Source organism: Pedobacter sp. AC379 (genome assembly GCF_979258145.1).
Genome location: NZ_OZ409839.1, coordinates 4,303,648 through 4,323,201, shown reverse-complemented (window position 1 = coordinate 4,323,201; position 19,554 = coordinate 4,303,648). Strand labels below are relative to the sequence as shown.

Sequence of the window (19,554 nt, the reverse complement as noted above, 5' to 3'; positions counted from 1 at the left end):
CAGGCATGCCATAACCTTACACAGTTGCGTGTGGAACAAACTTTAACTCGCGGTCGTCATTCTCGCGCATGCGGGAATCGTAATACGGTCGCTATATTTTTGCCTCCGCTCGGGCTTGCCTCGGTTAGCCACCGAAGGGCTCTTACTTTTGGCTTGGCCCAAAAGTAACAAAAGTCCAAGGCTTGGAACTGATGTTGGATAAATTCGTTAAAGCTGTTTGGTCGTCAGCACAAGGTCCGCCGAAGGGGACGGAAAGTGTGTGTTGCCTCAATGCAACGATGGAGGGAAAGGTATTGATAAAGCTTTAACGCCCTGAGCGTAGTCGAAGGTCTCCTTCCATCGTTTTGCAGGAGCCTAAAATCGCACATAATTTTCAGTCGCAAACTTGCAGGAGATCAAAATCGCATAAAATTGGTCGTTACATTTCTGCAGGGGCCTAAAATCGCGCATAATTGGCAGCTGCAAACTTGCAGGAGAGTAAAATCGCATAAAATTGGTCGTTACATTTTTGCAGGGACCGAAAATCGTGCATAATTGGCAGTCGCAAACTTGCAGGAGAGTAAAATCACATAAAATTGGTCGTTAACGATATGCACATTGATTAAAAGTTTGGAAAATTTAAGTCCGCTGATCATCAGATGTATTTATTCGGGATTTCACTTGGATGATATGTCTGCTCAAGTTAAAATATGAGCAAGGGCAAACTTACTTTGGGGTTTGAACAGTTAGATATAGCATGTTTTACAGCTCAACCTTTCGAAGTTTGGTTTGCTGCAAATCTTAAACAATCATTATCTTGGTACTCAAATCAAATCCCTGATAAAAAATAAGCGCATATCCCATGACAGATTTCAGCAAACTTAAAATGCACATCCAAAAACGCCATGCTTTCACAGATAGCGAAGCCGATGATTTTTGCGGGAACTTTAAACTGATGAGGGTAAAGAAAAGACAGTTTATTGTCCAGCCAGAATTTATTGCGAAGAATAGGTTTTATGTAGTACAAGGAAGTTTCAGGGCTTATGTAATTGGTGATGAGGGGCAGGAACATACCATTCAGTTTGCCATAGAAGATTGGTGGATAACCGACTACAATAGCTACATTTTTCAACAGCCGGCTTCCATGTTCGTAATGGCCCTGGAAGACAGCATTGTTTTGCAAATCAGTTATGAAACAGAGCAGCAACTAAAAAAACAGAAACATCTCTTCGAAACTTTCTTTCGGGTGCTGGCCGAGCATACCGCTGCACACATGGCCCGCCGTGTAATTTTAAACTTAACCAAAACGGCAGAACAGCGTTTTGAATTTGTTCAGGAACGTTATCCCGATATTGTAAATAGAGTACCACAGTATGCACTGGCATCTTTCCTGGGCATTACTACAGAATACCTTTCAAAGTTGCGCAATAAGCGTGTAACTCAAAAAAGTTAATCTACTTCAACTTTTTACATTGAACCAGTTTGTGCTCATTTCCTAAACCAGTTCATCGTTAGAGAGATAAAGACTTGCCAACTTTGTATTGTTACTTAAACATATTTTAAAAAGTAAAAACACAAAATATAATGTCAAATCTAACGAAAACCCAGGTATTGATTATGGCTACTACAGCAGGAATTGCAGTTGCCAACGTTTATTACAGCCAGCCTATTTTACAGGCCCTGGCAACACATTTCCACATCAGCATTGAAAAGGCCGGTAACATTTCTGTATTTTCTCAAATCGGCTACGGGCTAGGCCTGTTCCTCCTTACACCCATAGGAGATATGATTGAGCGCAAGCAACTGATATTTTATCTTCAAATCGGATTGATAATTTCTCTTCTGCTTATGGCTTTTGCGCCGAACATCATACTTCTTTATTTAGGCAGTTTACTGATAGGAGTTTTTTCAGTAGTGGCTCAGGTAATTCTGCCCATGGCTGCCAGTTTGGTAAAAGAAAACCGTGGTAAAATAGTAGGGCAGATATTTACCGGTCTGTTAATTGGGATTTTGGTTGCAAGAGTGTACAGCGGTTTTATAACAAGTATGTTAGGGTGGCAATACGTATATATTATTTCTGCAATTATGGTATCGGTTACAGCAGTGTTAATGCAGCGCGATTTCCCTTCAACAGCAGAGCGTTTTAATGGTACCTACACAGGTTTGCTAAAATCTACCTTTGCCCAGCTTGGCAGGTTCCCTTTATTGCGAAGAACTGCACTTACCGGTATGTTGGCATTTGGTACCCTTAGTGCTTTCTGGGTAAGCCTTACTTTTTACCTCAGCGGTGCCCAATTTAATTATTCATCATCAAGCATCGGCATGTTTGGTTTGCTTGCAGCCGCAGGTGCCCTGGTTGCTCCGGTTTTTGGTAAGATGGCAGATAAAGGATCTCCTGCAAGATCACTGATATTTTCAACCGCACTAACCCTAATCAGTATACTGCTGCTAAAGCTGTTTCCAGGATCAATTGCTGTTATCTGGGTTACTGTTATGCTTTTGGATATTGGTGTACAGGCCACTCAGGTAACCAATATAGCCGTAATATACACACTTGATGAAAAGGCAAACAGCCGCATAAATACGGTTTACATGACCAGTTATTTTATTGGTGGCGCATTGGGTTCTTACATTGCTATTCAATTTTACCAATTGGGAGGGTGGGGCTTATCCACTACATTCATGGCCGTGCTGGCTTTATTGGCCATTGCAAATGTGGTACTCACAAAACGTTTTTCTAAAAACACTCAACAACTTAAGAAATGAAAATAACAATAATAGGAGGCTCAATTGGTGGGCTATGTGCCGGAATTGCACTGATGGAGAGGGGCCTTGATGTAGATATTTATGAACGCTCAGCTAATGAATTGAAAGATCGGGGTGCAGGGCTTGTAATCCAGCCCGATATGATGGATTACCTTATCGAAGCTGGCGTGTCTACAAAGGAAATCTTTGGTGTTTTGGCAGCGCAACGTCAGGTACTCGATGATAATGGGAATCCATCATTGATCTATCCAAACGATACGGTTTTTACTTCATGGAATTACCTGTGGAAACAACTCAGAAATGCTTTCCCATCCTCAAAATATCATCAGGGATATGAGTTAACAAGTATTCGTAATGAGGAAGGCCAGGTTTGGGCGAGTTTTAAAAATGGCCGGGTTATCCTGGCCGATCTGCTTATCGGTGCCGATGGAGTAAACTCTGCAGTAAGAGCACATTTATTTCCAGAAATTCATCCGAGGTATGCAGGTTACATTGCTTACAGGGGTTTGATTCCGGAAAGCGAGCTCAGCGCAGCTGAAATTGATTTCTTTTCAGATAAGTTTTCAATATATCCCTATGCAAACTCACATTTGCTTTGTTATACCATCCCTGGGCCTGGTGGTGAACTCGAAGAAGGAAAACGTACCCTGAACTGGGTATGGTTTCAAAATAAGTCATTACAAGAGCTTAAAGATCTTCTTACCGATAAAAATGGAAACGGCCATGAATTTTCCCTTCCCGCCGGTTACCTGAATGATAAAAACTTAAGTGAGCTTAGGGCAAGGGCAGATGCCGAACTACCAGAAATTTTGAGAAAAAGAGTGTACCAAACTAAAGCACCCTTTATACAGGCTATTATGGATATGGAAGTGCCAAAGATGTTTAAAGGGCAGGTTGCTATATTGGGCGATGCAGCCTACCTGGTGCGCCCCCATACGGCCTCAGGTTCGGCCAAGGCATATAGGGATGCAATTACGTTAGCCATGGCCATTCAAGATGCTGGCAATCTTCAAAGCGCACTCGAAGGCTGGAACAATCAGCAGATTGTAAATGCAAGAGCGTTGGCTATCCATGGCACACAGCTTGCATTAAGGAGCCAGCTAGGCCAGTAATATCAGTGTGCATCATCATGAATTGCAGACTGGCAAGCCAGAAAGGTTGGATAAAATGCTGGCGATGGTGGCGGTTTAGCTATCAGGTTATTTGTAGGTATCGATAACAAATCGTTATCCTTCCAGATCAATACCTTTCGAAGTATGCAGCAATTAAACGCTACTATTTTTATTGTGGACGTAAATCCTCATTTTCAAGAACGGTGCTGCTTAATTTAGGCAATATAATTAGCCCTTCCTCCGGATCACCTATCGACTCATATTGACCAGCAATGAAAAACAGACCAGCTATAGCAGCTGTAATGGCATCTGCTTCATCATGGCTTATAGTAGTTTTTAAATAGTCACCTCTTATACCCAATGCCGAAATGCCTGCAATAAGTTCTGGCAAACCTTTTTGCTTGCGTGTTAAGCCAAGTATATCCTGGCAGCCACCGGGAAAAGTCTCAATTACAGTATACCCAAGTTGCCTGAATTGCAATGCCAGTGATTTACCTCTTTGGGTAAGTTGTTGCATGCTTTTAATCAACGGCGGATAAGATCTGATGCCACGCTTTAACAACAATCGTTCGCACAACCTGGTAATTCCGAATTCACTTCTTCCAGGGTCGTCGTCAAAAACCGTAAGCCTGCCATGGGGCAGTGTAAGCGGAGCATCAATGGAGATAACTGCTGGTCGTTGTTCAATAGCCAGGTCAATCATTTCCTGATCAGTTTTAACCCTTTTGGTTTCAACAATATTGTTCTTCAAAACTGCCCAGCCAGAAGGTTTCTTTTCGGAACCGGTAAGATCAATACCAATTACCGCTTGCTGAGCAATATTACCAGTTTCAGCATTGTTTTGTTGATATGAGTATGTTAACATTTTTTTAGTGGGCTTAAACTTAGTTAAGCATCGCCCGGGTAAATTAATTGTAATTAAATTGGCTCAAAACGGAGGTAAAATCACGAAGACTAACTCAGTTTTGAATCTGTTGATTTCTATTGTGCGAAAGCTGATTAGGAGATATTCCATATTTCTTTTTAAAAACAAAGGAAAAGTGGGAAAGGTCTTCAAAACCGACTTCGAGATAAATCTCAGTCGGTTTTTTCTTTTTTCGACCAGGTGATGGTAAGCTAGCTCCAGTCTTTTATCCGTAAGCCACTTTTGAGGCGTGTTATTAAACAGTTTTTTAAAATCCCTGTTAAAAGTTGATAAGCTGCGGCCGGTTAAGTAGCCGAGTTTCTCAATGGACATGTTGAACATAAAATTGCGCTGCATAAAATCGATCAGATCGATTTTACCCGGAACATCGAAATTGGCAAGGACACTGTCTACATTTGGATCGATCAGCCGCAGGATATTAATCGCCTCTTCAATCTTGAGTGTGGCCAGGCTATGCGGGAATTCACCTTCGACCTCAAAATACGGAATCAGTGAGGCCAGGCAGCTTTCCAGCAATGGATGATTGCAAAAGCGGTAGATCTTCTTTTGGACCAGTTTCTTTTCAGGCTTATTTTTTTCATAAAACTTCTTTAACCGCTCGATGGATAAATGCATCACCACGGTTTTATGCGGCAGGCCGTTTTTTGGGTAATTAATAATCGTAGCCAATTCGTTCCTCGGGATCAGGAAAATATCACCTGTTTTAAAACTGAAGGTTGATTCTGCCTGGATGATCCTTGTTTCTCCAGAAATGAACCAGACTAACATGTGGTCATCGAAGATCAAATCCGATTTAAACAACTTGTCTTCATAACTCGAAAGCTTGATTTCCTTGGTGAGGTATTTGGATATATGTTCCATTGTGATAAAGTTATTGGTTTTTGCTCAATTCTACTAAATTCATCTGTCCTTAGGTTAAATATCCAGTATGCTGATTAATGAATGCAGAAACGCTAACTTTTTGGCCCTTTAGTTAGTTTAATTCAAATTCAATCCCTATCATATCTTCGGTTAGTTTCCATAGCTTTTTTGCATTGCTTTCATCTAGGGAATAAGCCATCACACCATTTTGATGCAACTTAGCTTTCTTTTGTGTAGCTATATCTACAGATAGTAATTCAGCAATGTCACAATCTTCGCAATAAACGCCACCGATATGGTTAAGCAATGGACTGGTTGCAACCCATACTGAAGTGGCAGTGCCTTGTGATATTGTTTTAAGGTTAGCCAGTATTTCAGGACGCATATCTCCATTTTCGTCAAAGAACCCCATCTGTTTGAACAGTTCCATATCTGCATCCCTGGCTAACTCCGTCCCCGCGATCGATCCCGGATGCAATGAGTACGCCCTCACCTTGTGTGCTTTTGCACGGTTATCAAATTCTAGGGCGAAGAGGTTACTGGCTGTTTTTGATTGCCCGTATCCTAAGAGTGTTTGGTATTCACGGTGCTCAAAATTGGGATCTTCGAAATCAAAGGGTGCCATATGATGCCCCAAGGAAGAAACATTGATCACCCGGGCACCATTGGCAATTTTTAGTGCGGGCCATAATCTTGCCACAAGCTGAAATTGTCCAAGGTAATTAGTCGATAGTTGTGATTCAAACCCACGGCTGTCCCTTTGCAAAGGCACCCACATAATTCCCGCATTGTTGATCAATATATGTAGCGGCCTGCCTGAAGTGAGGAATTTTTCGGCGAATGCATCGATCGTGTCAGGTTTAGAAAGGTCCATTTGTTCAATTTCCACATTTGAAATGCCTTTGAGGTGCTTTTTTGCTTTTTCGATATCTCTTGCTGGTACAATTACGGTTGCGCCTGCGGTTGCCAATACTTTTGTGGTTTCCAGCCCGATACCTGCATTGCCACCGGTTACAATTACAATTTTGCCTTTAAGGTTAATGCCGCAGATTACTTCTGTAGCTGTTGAGGCTATGTTAAAGCCTGAGGCCAATGGTTGTTGTAACGCACCTTGATAATTGTTCTTTTCCATTTTTGATTTTATTTAGTACAGTACAAATCTAGTTGGTTGATCAAAAGCGAATTTTGTTTAGCGTGTCAATTAACTTTGTTTATAATGTCAGTATTTTCAATCAATCAGTAAGTTTATAATGATTGACGTTATAAAATAAAAAAAAAGAAAGGTGGGTATATGGCTTGGCTGTAAATTATGTGACCAGAAAGTTTTTGTTTATGTATGCTTTCAGGCTAAAAAAGCTCCAAAGAATGTATGTGAAAATTTAAAGTTTCTTGATGTTTAATTGAAAAAGTAATTGGATAGATAACTTTTATATCAACAATATATAGACTAATAGATTGCACTTATGAAATCTCACCATTCTAAAACGAAATTTTCCTTTTGATGTAAAATAATTTATACCAGTTGTATCCGTTGTTTAACATAAGGCAGCAGCTTATTTTTTTATTGGTACCAGAAATCTATGAAACTTCAAAAACTAATTTTCCTGATCTTACTTTTCGTTCCTTTTTTTGCGCTCTCCCAGTCGCAAGGTTGTCTCTACAATGGGATTTTGTACCCCGCGAAAAACGGAACCATAATTGTTGGTGCTTTTGGTAACTGCCCTGCAAGCACTTCAGTGTATTCTGGTGCTACAACAAGGCCCTACGTTACTACAGCAGCGCAATGTTCTGGTGGCAATACTTCTACAGCAGTACTTGGTGGTCAATATACTGGTCCGGGCCAAACTAAATGCGTAATCTTTTTTAGCCCTTCTACTTATGTATGTAGTGATGTATATAACTTTGTTGCTTGTCCTCTAGACAATATGATAATGGCATTTATCGGAATTTTTGCCATCATCGGTGCCAATTTCATTGTTAAACGAAGTCAGCTTTCTTTAACATAGGTGATTAAATGCTTATGCATCTAAGTTTGCAGCAAGCAATAAATGGAGGCAATAATTGCATACTTAGCTGTTTGGTTGAGCTGCAATAATTCTACCTAATAAATTATTAACTAAAAAAAGTTAATGTTTAAGAAAGGCTTTAATTGCTTAGATAAATTATAATTTATTTCAATATTAAGCTTCAAGTTTATTGCTGTTAGCAAAACTAAAATAATTTTCAAAGGTGAGCTAATTGTACAATTGAAGCATCAATATGCTTATCATCTCTCAGAAGCTAATATGCCCGGAACACTGCTGCTTTTTCTTCTATTGAACGTTTAAAATTCTTATCCTGCTCCTCCGAAATTTTGACTTCCAGCAGTTCCACATTGTAGATTTTCTTATAATCGGCAGACAACCATTTTCCGTTTAAGCCGATTCTTGTAAATGTTACCAGAAACACCCCTGAAAAATTGGGGCCCGCCTGCTCTACCAATACGAAATTTCCTTTGTCGTTTCTATATCCGTTTAATAAAATGAATCCGCTTTGGCCCTCATATTGGTAAATGCCATGAATCATGTCTGCGTTTGTGCCTATGTCCATGTCCTGCAAATAAAGTAAAACCTTGTTGGAATGATTAATGGTCCCTTTAAAAAGTTTGCCCGTTTGTCCGAAGGTGTTTATAAAAAACAGTACCAGGATAACCATCATCATAATTCTCATTGATCTTGGAACATTAAAGAAATTGTATTTAGTTTCTGGCCTTTTCACTCGGTTGTCCGATTTTGAGTTTTTATCTTTATTCATAAGTTTTTTCCGTAATATCTTAATAAGTATAGGCAATTTTAATCCTAAAGGATAAATAAATAGGTAAAGCATATTTCATACTAACCGATTGATAATAAAATAAAGAAAACTGGCTGGTCATCTCTTTTTGACTATAAATAGGATAGGACAAGACTCAGATCATAAACAGACTCCATCTTTAAAATAAGTATTTTCCTGATAATGGGATAAATAATTTTAAAAATAGATGATTGTAATTGCAATTAAACCTCAATTAGCGTTTTTATAGGCTATTCTGAAAAAAATACTTTTTATGTTCCTATAGAGAATATCATCTATTAAGATGCCTTGCTTTTAGTCCGCTAATTATTATTTTTGATTAAATGCAACCTTCCAGATTTTCTGCATTCCTTAAATTTAAACTTCAACCTTAAACAATCGAAAATGAAACGCTCAATTTTATTTCTGCTTCTTTTTTCCGTAACAATTGCCTTTGCTCAAAAGAAGCTAAAAGTTGTTAAGGCAACTTCTACCAGTGTTGATATCAAGGATGATAATTATCCAATCAGAAAGAATGCCTGGACGATCATGCCTAAAGAAAAATTGGATGTATATACGACTTCAGCCAAAAAAGTAACTTTCTACACTGATCAGGAGTCTATATCATTCAATGTTGACCCAAAGATCGGGGAGTATAATTTTATCATTATCGTCAATGGGACCGATACCGCCAGGACGCAGGTGAAATATGATGCAAAGGCTCCCAATAGGAGACCTATTGTTTACATGGATACACTCCGCGCTGCTGCAAAATATAACCTTTCTGATAAACGTGAAGTTCCGGTCTTTTCCTATCAATCCATGAAGAACCCTGATCTGGTGCGTATTAGAAAGGATCTCAAGCTGGATTCGGTTGCTGGGAAAGGAAATGAGCTTTCCAAAGTTTTCAACCTGATGCACTGGGTACATAATCTGATCAGGCATGATGGAAACAGCGATAACCCATCCCTCAAAAATGCCATCGACCTGATAAAAGTCTGTCAGGAGCAGAACCGCGGGGTAAACTGCCGCATGCTGGCCACTGTACTTAATGAATGTTACCTCGCGATGGGCATTACTTCCAGGTATATTACCTGCATGCCAAAGGAAACCAATTTTGATGATTGCCATGTCATCAATATGGTATACAGCAAAGACCTTAACAAGTGGATCTGGATTGATCCTACCTTTGATTCCTATGTGATGGATGATAAAGGTAACCTTTTAAGTATACAGGAGGTAAGGGAACGATTGGTAAAAGGTATGCCACTGGTATTAAATGCGGATGCAAACTGGAATCGTACCGCTTTACAGTCCAAGGAATATTACCTACAGACCTATATGGCGAAAAATCTTTACCGCTTGGAAACTCCTGTGATGAGTCAGTATGATACCGAAACCTGGTCCAGTGGAAAAGAAGTTGCCTATGTTGAGCTTTTGCCATTGGATGGTATTGTTCAAGGACCTCAAAAAAGGGAATCAATGAATCAGAAAACCGGTGTTAAGTTTATCAATTATAAAACCAATAATCCTGAACTATTCTGGACTACACCAAAATAATTTACTATGAAAAATACTCACATAAGCCATTTGGATTACCTGACAAAAGCCAACCGGAAATCCTGTAAATTGACTGCTATTCTGCTGTTCCTTTTTTCGGTTTTTATTATCGGCACTACTTCTGCGCAGTCTACTGTGGAAGATCGGATCAGAAAGGTGGAGAATGGACTTACTGAGAATATCCAGACCAATAATTCCGTTCCTTTTAATTTGCTGGAGCGAATGAAGCATTTTAATGTTCAAGGACTCAGTATTGCGGTGATTAAGGATTATAAGGTTGATTTTGCAAAGGGCTATGGTTTTGCGGATATAGAGAAGAAAATTCCAGTAAGCGATAAAACGCTTTTTCAGGCAGCATCTATCAGTAAATCGTTGAATAGCCTTGCCATCTTAAAACTGTATAAAGACCGGAAACTTGATTTATATGCAGACATCAATACTTATCTTAAAAGTTGGAAATTCCCTTACGATTCGGTTTCGAAGGGTAAAAAAATTAATATGGCAAATCTGCTCAGCCATACTGCCGGGTTGAATTTGCATGGCTTTGGAGGGTATGAAGCAGGTAAGCCAATACCCACGATAACTCAGATTTTAAACGGCGAATCTCCGGCCAATTCGGATGCCGTACGTTCACTGTTTGTTCCTGGATCCCGCCAAGAATATTCCGGAGGGGGAACAACAATCTCTCAGTTAATTTTAACCGATGTCACCGGGCAAAAGTATGATAACTATTTAATGGAGCAGGTTTTAAAACCGCTGGGTATGCTAAGCAGTACTTTTGCACAACCACCAACAGATATTAGCCAGGCACTGCTGTCTGCGGGATACGATGTGGACGGAAAAGAAGTAAAGGGCAAATATCATGTTTATCCGGAACAAGCTGCTGCGGGCCTATGGACGAACCCAAGGGATCTGGCGAAATATATCATTGAGACCCAGCTTGCCTACCAGGGTAAATCTGCAAAGGTTCTTGATGAGCAGTCGACAAGGTTACGCCTAAGCCCATACATGAACAAAAATGGCGCTGCATTAGGTGTTTTTGTAGAAGATTACGATGGAGTCAGGTATTTTGGCCATGGAGCAGGGAATGCGGGATTCACTGGCGGATATTATGGAAGTTTTGAGGGTGGAAATGGTTTGGTCGTTATGGTCAATTCAGATAATGGGGAAATTGTTCAGGAGCTGATTAACAGCATTTCCACGGCCTATGGTTTCAACGGATTAAGTAAAACCAAAAAGGTAATCCTTGCAGAGGTTTCGGAGCAGGATCTGAATAGTTATCTTGGCAGGTATCAGCTCACTCCCGAGCTTGTATTAACCGTAAGCCGTGAAGGTAAAAGGGTTTTCGTGCAGGCAACCGGTCAATCTAAGATAGAAGCTTTTGCGGAAACCAGCAACAAGTTCTTTTTTAAAACGATTCAGGCGAGTATGGAGTTTTTAAAGGATGATAAGGGACTGATAAAAGATATGATTTTTACACAAGGCCGTACCATTCATGCTAAAAAACTGTAACGGTGATCAAATAAATTTCGTAGATCGTACAACGTAATTAAGTATGACTGAGCAATTTTTGTTCACTATATATGGTATTGAGCAATATGCGTAATTATAATCAAAGTACAACAGGGAATTATTATTTTCTATGCATGTGGACGGCTGTACTGCCCATGATATCAAGAACTTATGCAAGTTATCCTTTGTTTAAATTAAACAGGTGCGAAAAAACACTTTCGTAGCGGTTTATTATCAAACTGTTAAGCTTTTGGTCAATGCTTTTTAATGTCAGCTAAGTCACTACTTTTGCGGTGATCAATAGAAAATGATCGATGTAGAGCGCTTTTTGGTAGCAGGCCGAAGGTTCGATTCCTTCCTCTACAACTCCAATAATGAAAGATTTGTCGTTCATCTGTTCAATGCCCTGCATTGATAAAAACTTCATTTATTTTTCATCTTCCCGTGTTAGTTTTGAAGAATAAATATCATAGATATTGGTTATATTTGGTTAGTAATAAGCTGCAATGGATGTTGTGGCTTATTCTGTTTTACCTCAAACCATAATTCAGCTAATTGAAATCAGGCAGTTACATTCTTCTCGAAGTAAATGATATTATTATCGAACTTACCCTGGTAAGGATTCCCTTTTTGCCTAAAACCATTGAACAGCAAAAAACGCTGACTGCTGGGTGTGGCCGTAGTTGAAAACAGGATGCCCTGGTGATCATTGATTTTTTTGAGTAACATTCGTTTCAAGGTACTGCTGATTCCTTTTCTGCGGACAGATTCACGTGTAAAAGAGTAACCTACCTCCAGAAAATTTTGATGGATTCCATTGCTTATGCCAGCTTTTTGATGTACATCTTTCAGATAAGTTAAGCTCGGCTTTTTAATGGCTGAAATACCTACCAGCCTTTTGCCATTGTAGCAAAATGCCAGAAAAGCTGCACTGAAAATCTTTAGCGGCAAATCTACAGGCGAAACCTTGTTACCCTTTTTTAACAACATATAAAAATGGTGGAGTTGTGTGATCGAACAATCTGCTGGTTTTTTGATTTCGAAATAGCAATTGCCCAGAAAATTCGGCTCATCGTATTGGTCCTGGTAATATACCAGGCCGGTAGGGATATGCTGGTTCATAAGAATAGGTTTAGGTAAAAAGCAGAGATGGTTCAGCCTTTAGGCCAGCTTATCTGCGTTTGGCTCTCATTGATTCTTTTAATGATCCGGACAGCGAAAGCATTTCACAAACCTTATCATTCCAATCGATTAGCGCGTCTTCAGGCGAGGTGCCCAGGCCAGAAACATCGTGTTCGTCTTCGAATGATAATACGGCATAGTAAGAATCACCATCCTGATAGACGGATGGTTTAAATTGCATCACAAATGTAGGTAGCCTGTACCTGTTATAATCAAAATCCACAAGTCTTCCCGGGATCGTTCTGGCCTGTTGTTTCATAATGTATCCGTTTTTTTTGATTGTTATGCAATCGCTAACTGTTTCCGACAAACAAACGTGTTTCCAAATTAAGTGTTTCATGTTTCCTTAAGGTTAGAACCTTGTTGTCTGTTTGTTAAATTTATTTGAGTGTGTGGCGTGGCTTTTAGTCAGCGTCGTAAGCTTGAGCTGAATAAACAGGATAAATCACAAAAATATCTTGTCGGTTAAAACGGATTTAGACTTATTTGAGACCGGGAAATTATGCTTACTGAATTAAGTTTAGGATAGGAAAAAGAGGGCGCTGGTATACGCCCTCTTATTAAATTTGCTGGAATTTTGAATATCAGGAAAAACGCCAATGCACCAAACCTTTGCTACTGGCAAAAGTTGTACGGTGGGATCTGATAAATGGTTATGGCTTGGTTTAGAATAGTCATCCAAGCCCCTTTTCTTACTAAATCCTAATGAAAATAAAAAAAACCCGCTATCATACGATTTGCGGGCTTTCGAAGCATTTTAAAACTAATTTGGCGGAGAGCGAGGGATTCGAACCCAGATCTAAAATTCCGCTTTAATATGTTTTGAAGGTCGTTTCAAAAATTTGACTCACCGAATCACTTACCGCCTTATTTGATTGCAAATTATTTCTACAATATACGAGATTTTTTAGTAAATTAAAAGTATAAACATGAGTCATTTCAATCCATCAATAATTCCCAATGATCAGCTTGGTATGCTATATTTACAAATCATTTTTTATAGTGGGTTCGAGCCCCATCAGCCACCCAGAATTTTGAAAGGTCTTGACATTACGTTGAGACCTTTTTTTGTTTAACAGCAGGCTCTTAAAATACATTGTTTAGTTATTTCGTGGATCAAGCAAAAAAGTTGGGGGAATTAAATAATTTCTTTCTTTTGTAGTTTGTAAAACCAAAAGACTATTTCATTTTGAGCCAAGCCGCACAAACACTCATCGGCCTATTGCTTCCAGAAGGTATCCTGGACTATTTCGAACTTACATCCGTAGGCAAACTAGGAAAGGAACTGCAGATCCTTGGAGAGAAGAACATTCCCACCCGTGGATATAGAAAAGAGGAAATTTCTTCCAAGGGCTTTTTTCCAGAGGTCAGCATCCAGGATTTCCCTATACGAGGACAGAAAGTCGCTTTATGCATCAAGAGGCGTCGGTGGACGGTAAAAAGTACTGTCAATTACTATTTCCATGATGCTTGTTACCCTATTTATAAATGATTATTTACTGAGTTTTAATCTATTATTTAATCTTTACTCACTGTCATTCGCATCCTCTTCCATATCATGTCTTTCGGTTTTTATTAGTGAAGCTTCCACAAGTTCATATGATTTTTTCAACAACTCTTTAATAACATTATCAGGAATATTTTTATTAAAATGGATACTTATCCAATGTTTTTTGTTCATGTGATATCCCGTAGTTATCTCCTCATATTTTTCCTGCAGGATTTTAGATTCTTCTGGATCACATTTTATGGTGCAGAAATCAAACTCATCTACATTAAAAAAACAGAACCACTTATCTTTTACATAAAATGCCAACAGGTTTCTATCGTATTCAGCTTTAGCCTTTGTAAAAGCCATTTTATTGGTTACTCCCTCAAAGGAAAGACAATACTCCCTTAAACTTTCTGCATCCATATTGTACTACATTAACTTTTTAAAAAAACTAGTCTATTGCAACCACAAAGGTCACGGTTTCAATAAAATTAGGTATTATACTATACTTTTCTCGTTGCCGAATTTCTTATCCATGGGGCGGATAAACGACCATGTGGAGTGGATAACCCGCCACTGTACATCTGCCTCTTTTTGATATACCTCAACGCAGTTATATTCCAGATCTATAAGCGTAGTTTTTGCAAAAACCTGAAAAGTAAGCACGGCCATGTCTTGGCCTATCTGTACACGCGGACTAACAAAATCATAGGTGCCAGCAAATAACTTGCCCTCGATAGTTTCTAGAAACCTGGCAATAGTGGCATGGTCGTCTATACGCTGGGTAACAACCGCATCGAAATAAGTAAAGCTGCGTTTAGGCCAAAGTTTTTCGTAGCCAGAAGTGTCATCATTGAACCATTTGTCGAGTGCTGATTTTTCAAGCCCAATGATATGTTCAGCAATTATGCGTTCTTCCGCTGTGTAATTTTGCTCGTGAGCAGGCTTTTTCGTTGGCATGTTGTTTCTGCTTGCTTTAGAATTAATTTTCTAAAGATGGATAGTCTGTGTAACCTTTTTCTCCACCACCGTACATCGTTGCCGGGTCTGGTTGGTTCAGTTCAGCGTTCTGCACAAATCTTTCTGGCAGGTCAGGATTTGCTACAAATGGCGAGCCAAAAGAAATTAGTTTAGCTATGCCTTTGTCCAGTTCAGCTTCTCCGCTTTCTTTCGTATAGCCTGCATTTGCGATTACCAAATGGGTGCTCACACGGCCAAAAGTTTCCATTACATTTTTTTGATAGTGGGGAAGGTGATCCAGCGGAAACATGCCGTTCATCAGATGAACATACGCTAAAGGCAATTCATTTAATGCTTCGATTAATGGTTTGAATTGTGCCTGTGGATCACTGTTCTCTATATTATTATAATAGATAGTTGGTGAGAGTTTAATTCCCACTTTTTCATTGCCTGCTACATTAACCAGTTCCTGCATTACTTCGAGCACAAAACGGTTTCTGTTTGCTATGCTTCCACCATATTCGTCGTTACGCTTGTTGGCGCTTTCTGATAAGAACTGATTGGGCAAATATCCAAATGCCGCATGTAGTTCGACTCCATCGAAGCCAGCTTCTACAGCATTTTTTGCAGCCTGGCCATACTCCTTTATGATTTGTTTAATTTCTGAGTTAGGCAATTCCCTTGGCGTTTCGTAATCTTTCATACCCTGTGAGGTATAATGCTGCTGTCCCTGTATACCGATTGAAGATGGTGCGACGGGGAGGATCCCGTTTTTATCAACCGAATGTCCAACCCGGCCAGTGTGCCATAGTTGTGCATAGATAACACCTCCCTTGGTATGTACGGATGCGGTTACCTTTTTCCAAGCCTCAATTTGTTCATGGTTATATAACCCAGGTGTGAAAGGGCTACCAGTTGCTTGTTCAGATATATTTATTGCCTCGGTAATGATCAAACCGGCACTTGCTCGCTGTGTATAATACAATACGGTAAGGTCCTGTACAACACCTGCGATGCTTGCACGACTACGGGTCATTGGTGCCATTACAATCGCATTTTTTAGGGTTTTTGCTCCCAATACTACTTTTTCTAATAATTTCATGTTTTTTATTTTAGGTGATGAACAATATTTTGTTTACAAAATATTTTTACAATTGGATAAGTTGCTGTCTTTTAAGTTTCTAGTTAGATCAATCCACGGTCACTGCAATAGTGTCTTACGCTTTCTTCAACAGTTGGAAGTTCTCCAAAAAGTTCTTTTTGTTTCTCTGTGTTTTTGCTAATATAAATACCAGTATCGATCCATTTTATCATTTGAATCATATCATAAATGTTATCATTAAATTTCCCGACAATAGGCAGTATAAATTTAAGAACGAATGAGGGAATCACTGGCTTAGCTTAAATGTCTTTTTTAAGAACACTTGCAAATGCAGCTTTCAGTATCTTCTCGTTTACAGGTCTTTCCCAACCTACATCAATAGAAGTATTTAACTCAGTATCAGGTAGAATAACAGCTGCCATAGCCGTATATTTCGCTAATTGTGGTGTGTAGATAATCCCGTAAGTTCCAGTTAAGAATGTTGGCAGTATTCCTTTCTTAATTTTATCGATTATAAAATCAGGTGTCTGATCTAAAAATGCTCCTGGCCTAAGGGCAATGTAAGGTTGTTTTTCTTCTCTAAGGTATTTCTCTATCAGGAATTTGTTGTGAAAATGGGGCACTGTTGTAGCTTTGTCAGATTCGAGGATTGAGATCAATACAAAACGAGGAATCCCAGCTTTTTTAGTAGCGTCAACCAGGTTTTTGTAACCGACTGTGTCCGTTTTTGCACTGTCTCGTTTTTTACGACGTGTATAACCTGCGGCACTAGCAACAATGGCATCGAAACCATGGTCTGGTGACAAAGCTTGGTTTAAAGAAGATGCATCCATCATATCACCTACTTCAAAATATTTAACACCCATTTCGATGAGCGTACTTCTATTACTACCCGCTCTAACCATAGCAGTGACATCTGCCCCTTGTTTAAGCAACTCTTTTACAATCTGACTTCCCAGATATCCAGTGGCACCTGCTACTATAACTTTCTTTTTACTCATTTTATTAGATTTTAATTGTAAATTATTAATCTACTGTAAGAACAACCTTGCCATTTACGCCTCCAGCTGTTAAAAAATCTTGGGCAATAGCGGCTTCACTTAGCTTAAATATTTTGGAAACAACCGGTTTGAATATTCCATTCTTTATCAGTTCGATACCATTTTCAAGGGTTTGAGCTAAGATATTAGAGGCCACAAAACTTGCTTTGACCTTGTGTTGTTCTGCCAGTTCTTGTGATGGTGGGACCACTATGCTCAATAATGTGCCGCCCTGTTTTAGAATGGAGAAAAGTTTTGCCTGTCCTTCGCCACCAGCAGTATCTACCGCCAGATCCACATTGTTAACAAAATCCGTAACGTCATATAGTTTATAGTTTATTACTTCGTCGGCTCCAAGGCTTTTTGCAAGTTCCACACCTTTTCCCGATGCGGTTGCAATGACATATGCTCCGGCAGCTTTGGCCATCTGTACCATCGCACCACCCGCTGCACCTGCACCACCTTGGATCAATACCCTTTGTCCCTTTTCCAATTTCCCAGCCATAAATAACACACATTGTGCTGTTCCAATATTAACGCCTATCGATGCTGCTTCCACGAAAGAAAGATCTTGTGGTTTTAGCACCAGGAAGTTTTCATTTACCGTTACATATTCTGCATATCCATTTGTTTTGGTCAGGGCAATTACTTCGTCGCCCACTTTAAACCTTGTTACCTGATCTCCAATGGCGATAATTATTCCTGCTATTTCTCCTCCTGGTGTGAACGGCATTTGGACGGGGCGGGCAGCTTTCATTTGACCCATCCTTATCTTGATATCTATTGGGTTCACGCCACTGGCCTTAACCTGAACCAACAACTCATTTCCACTCTGGATAGATGGTGCTGGAACTTCAACCTGGGCGATGACTGCGGAATTTCCGTAGTCTTTGTATTGTATTGCTTTCATTTTTTAATAGGATCTAATAAATAGCCAAGTACATTCCATCAATTGTGATGAACCTTTTTTGATACTAATTATATAATCAAAGGTATTTGAAAGCTATTGGGTAAAATAGCTGTAAAAGACAAAAGAATAGTCTTATCCGACAATAGGAAGGATGTTAATAGGGGATACTTGAGGTCTAAGCTGTGTAAGAGAACTTTTTGGGCGTAACGCCGTACTGTTTCTCAAAAAGTCTGCTGAAGTGGCTCAAGTTCGAAAACCCAAGCTCGTAGCCGACTTGGGAAACGGAGTGCTTGGCCTGTTTTAATAGGAAGGCAGCTTCTTCCATTCTGGCCTTTTGGTAATAACTATAGATTGTATCGCCAAATGTCTGTTTGAATAGCTGTTTCAATTTGGTCTCGCTCATAGCCGAGATAGCTGCTAGCTCACCGATAACAGGTGGAGTGCTGAGGTCGTCAATTATTTTATTACGGATAAACAAAAGTTTTTCTGCATCGTTACTATTTATACTTTTAAAAGTAGTATTCTCCCTAAGTGAAAGCTTTCTGAAAAGCAGATACATCAATTCCTGAACCTTGATTTGTACAAAGAAATTACTCATAGAATTGTTCATATCAACAGATACTATGTTTTTAAGAAGCAATTGCATTTCGGTATCCAGACTTTCGAAAAAGAGAAACGAAGCATTTGCTCCTGTGATGGTTTTTATAGTACTATTAGGGTTTTCAATTGATAGGAGTGTACGCAGTCTATCGGCAGCAACTGCAATTACTGCATAATGGATATTACTGTTAGCCGGAAAACGGATTTCTGACTTCAGGTCATTGGTAGATAAAAGTATAGAAGCGTTATTTTTTTGTGAGAATGGTACATTCGCTTCATACTCATATTTAACTTCAAGCTCTTGATTGGTATTATAGAAGAAAAAAGTACGTACGCTATTCGTATCTGGGGAAGGATTTCGCTTGATAATCAAATCTTCCTTTAAGGTGTAATGATGAATCGTTAATTTAAAATCGCTCCCGAAGCCAACTTTGCGCACATAACCTTCTCCCATTGTACTTGGAAGTTCCATGAAATTATCCCTGACAGTTGCATTGATATGCCTGGCGAAAAATGTAATAAAATCAAAGCCGGGGGCTGTTGTAAATTCAAAAATCATTTAAATAAATAATTGATAAACTAAAGATGATGTAAATCGCTTAAAAATACATCAATTTATTAAGTTATTCCAGGTTTGATTGATCTTCCAAAATTTTCGAAAAACCGCCTATTTCAATCAATTCGTCCATAAAATGGTTCGAATTACGCACCGCCACTGACCCGTAAGTAGAAAAGGCTTCGA

The 19,554-nt window shown here is 39.3% G+C and carries 22 protein-coding genes; 8 read left to right on the top strand and 14 right to left on the bottom strand.

Features of this window, described 5'->3' with window-relative positions; genetic code table 11:
* Positions 1-689 precede the first annotated feature (689 nt).
* The 4 genes from ACZZZW_RS18925 to ACZZZW_RS18910 all read left to right on the top strand — a co-directional run bounded on the left by ACZZZW_RS18925 (position 690) and on the right by ACZZZW_RS18910 (position 3,857).
* Entirely contained in the window at positions 690-830 is a 141-nt protein-coding gene (locus ACZZZW_RS18925) for a hypothetical protein (protein WP_463495761.1), read from the top strand.
* 11 nt (positions 831-841) lie between these two features.
* The gene (locus ACZZZW_RS18920) at positions 842-1,432 is read left to right on the top strand and encodes a Crp/Fnr family transcriptional regulator (RefSeq protein ID WP_055907353.1); all 591 of its coding nucleotides are present in this window, start codon (positions 842-844) and stop codon (positions 1,430-1,432) included.
* Between the two features lie 131 nt (positions 1,433-1,563).
* Entirely contained in the window at positions 1,564-2,745 is a 1,182-nt protein-coding gene (locus ACZZZW_RS18915) for an MFS transporter (RefSeq protein WP_463495757.1), read from the top strand.
* Positions 2,742-3,857 carry an FAD binding domain-containing protein gene (locus ACZZZW_RS18910; RefSeq protein WP_463495754.1) on the top strand — a complete coding sequence of 372 codons (1,116 nt, stop codon included), beginning with the start codon at positions 2,742-2,744 and terminating at the stop codon, positions 3,855-3,857. The genes ACZZZW_RS18915 and ACZZZW_RS18910 overlap by 4 nt, the downstream gene beginning before the upstream one ends.
* Positions 3,858-4,026: 169 nt before the next feature.
* Here ACZZZW_RS18910 and ACZZZW_RS18905 read toward each other — a convergent pair whose 3' ends face one another.
* The 3 genes from ACZZZW_RS18905 to ACZZZW_RS18895 all read right to left on the bottom strand — a co-directional run bounded on the left by ACZZZW_RS18905 (position 4,027) and on the right by ACZZZW_RS18895 (position 6,775).
* A complete protein-coding gene (locus tag ACZZZW_RS18905; RefSeq protein WP_463495751.1) occupies positions 4,027-4,722 on the bottom strand; it encodes a DUF429 domain-containing protein in 696 nt (231 codons plus the stop codon).
* A 63-nt stretch (positions 4,723-4,785) separates the two neighbouring features.
* Positions 4,786-5,643, bottom strand: a complete 858-nt coding sequence (locus ACZZZW_RS18900) for a helix-turn-helix domain-containing protein (protein WP_463495749.1) — start codon at positions 5,641-5,643, stop codon at positions 4,786-4,788.
* A 112-nt stretch (positions 5,644-5,755) separates the two neighbouring features.
* Positions 5,756-6,775: an SDR family NAD(P)-dependent oxidoreductase gene (locus tag ACZZZW_RS18895; protein ID WP_463495746.1), complete on the bottom strand. Its 1,020-nt coding sequence runs from the start codon at positions 6,773-6,775 to the stop codon at positions 5,756-5,758.
* A gap of 448 nt (positions 6,776-7,223) precedes the next feature.
* On the opposite strand from ACZZZW_RS18895, the gene ACZZZW_RS18890 reads away from it, so the two are divergent.
* The gene (locus tag ACZZZW_RS18890) at positions 7,224-7,649 is read left to right on the top strand and encodes a hypothetical protein (protein ID WP_463495744.1); all 426 of its coding nucleotides are present in this window, start codon (positions 7,224-7,226) and stop codon (positions 7,647-7,649) included.
* A 274-nt stretch (positions 7,650-7,923) separates the two neighbouring features.
* On the opposite strand, the gene ACZZZW_RS18885 is transcribed toward ACZZZW_RS18890, so the two are convergent.
* Positions 7,924-8,436: a hypothetical protein gene (locus tag ACZZZW_RS18885; protein WP_463495741.1), complete on the bottom strand. Its 513-nt coding sequence runs from the start codon at positions 8,434-8,436 to the stop codon at positions 7,924-7,926.
* 423 nt (positions 8,437-8,859) lie between these two features.
* On the opposite strand from ACZZZW_RS18885, the gene ACZZZW_RS18880 reads away from it, so the two are divergent.
* Together ACZZZW_RS18880 and ACZZZW_RS18875 are read left to right on the top strand one after the other, a co-directional pair.
* Complete coding sequence (locus ACZZZW_RS18880; protein ID WP_463495738.1) at positions 8,860-10,014, top strand: transglutaminase domain-containing protein; 1,155 nt, start codon at positions 8,860-8,862, stop codon at positions 10,012-10,014.
* A 6-nt stretch (positions 10,015-10,020) separates the two neighbouring features.
* Positions 10,021-11,526, top strand: coding sequence for a serine hydrolase (locus ACZZZW_RS18875; protein WP_463495735.1), 1,506 nt, complete (start codon positions 10,021-10,023; stop codon positions 11,524-11,526).
* Between the two features lie 274 nt (positions 11,527-11,800).
* On the opposite strand, the gene ACZZZW_RS18870 is transcribed toward ACZZZW_RS18875, so the two are convergent.
* The 3 genes from ACZZZW_RS18870 to ACZZZW_RS18860 form a co-directional block, all read right to left on the bottom strand.
* Entirely contained in the window at positions 11,801-11,953 is a 153-nt protein-coding gene (locus tag ACZZZW_RS18870; RefSeq protein ID WP_463495732.1) for a hypothetical protein, read from the bottom strand.
* 134 nt (positions 11,954-12,087) lie between these two features.
* Complete coding sequence (locus ACZZZW_RS18865) at positions 12,088-12,648, bottom strand: hypothetical protein (RefSeq protein ID WP_463495730.1); 561 nt, start codon at positions 12,646-12,648, stop codon at positions 12,088-12,090.
* Between the two features lie 49 nt (positions 12,649-12,697).
* Positions 12,698-13,048, bottom strand: a complete 351-nt coding sequence (locus ACZZZW_RS18860; RefSeq protein ID WP_463495727.1) for a hypothetical protein — start codon at positions 13,046-13,048, stop codon at positions 12,698-12,700.
* An 849-nt stretch (positions 13,049-13,897) separates the two neighbouring features.
* Here ACZZZW_RS18860 and ACZZZW_RS18855 point away from each other — a divergent pair.
* Positions 13,898-14,200, top strand: coding sequence for an ISAon1 family transposase N-terminal region protein (locus tag ACZZZW_RS18855; protein WP_055907301.1), 303 nt, complete (start codon positions 13,898-13,900; stop codon positions 14,198-14,200).
* A gap of 33 nt (positions 14,201-14,233) precedes the next feature.
* Here ACZZZW_RS18855 and ACZZZW_RS18850 read toward each other — a convergent pair whose 3' ends face one another.
* The 7 genes from ACZZZW_RS18850 to ACZZZW_RS18820 all read right to left on the bottom strand — a co-directional run bounded on the left by ACZZZW_RS18850 (position 14,234) and on the right by ACZZZW_RS18820 (position 19,371).
* On the bottom strand, positions 14,234-14,623 hold the full coding sequence (locus tag ACZZZW_RS18850; protein WP_055907304.1) for an MmcQ/YjbR family DNA-binding protein: 390 nt from the start codon (positions 14,621-14,623) through the stop codon (positions 14,234-14,236).
* 75 nt (positions 14,624-14,698) lie between these two features.
* Positions 14,699-15,160, bottom strand: coding sequence for a Cif family virulence factor (locus ACZZZW_RS18845; protein ID WP_055907307.1), 462 nt, complete (start codon positions 15,158-15,160; stop codon positions 14,699-14,701).
* A gap of 22 nt (positions 15,161-15,182) precedes the next feature.
* On the bottom strand, positions 15,183-16,262 hold the full coding sequence (locus ACZZZW_RS18840; RefSeq protein WP_055907310.1) for an alkene reductase: 1,080 nt from the start codon (positions 16,260-16,262) through the stop codon (positions 15,183-15,185).
* An 83-nt stretch (positions 16,263-16,345) separates the two neighbouring features.
* Positions 16,346-16,483 (bottom strand): hypothetical protein, encoded by a 138-nt coding sequence (locus tag ACZZZW_RS18835; RefSeq protein ID WP_463495721.1) that lies wholly within the window; start codon positions 16,481-16,483, stop codon positions 16,346-16,348.
* A 78-nt stretch (positions 16,484-16,561) separates the two neighbouring features.
* Positions 16,562-17,263 carry an NmrA family NAD(P)-binding protein gene (locus ACZZZW_RS18830; RefSeq protein WP_463495719.1) on the bottom strand — a complete coding sequence of 234 codons (702 nt, stop codon included), beginning with the start codon at positions 17,261-17,263 and terminating at the stop codon, positions 16,562-16,564.
* Between the two features lie 25 nt (positions 17,264-17,288).
* Positions 17,289-18,212, bottom strand: coding sequence for an NADP-dependent oxidoreductase (locus ACZZZW_RS18825; RefSeq protein WP_055907316.1), 924 nt, complete (start codon positions 18,210-18,212; stop codon positions 17,289-17,291).
* Between the two features lie 175 nt (positions 18,213-18,387).
* On the bottom strand, positions 18,388-19,371 hold the full coding sequence (locus ACZZZW_RS18820) for a helix-turn-helix transcriptional regulator (protein WP_055907318.1): 984 nt from the start codon (positions 19,369-19,371) through the stop codon (positions 18,388-18,390).
* Positions 19,372-19,554 lie beyond the last annotated feature (183 nt).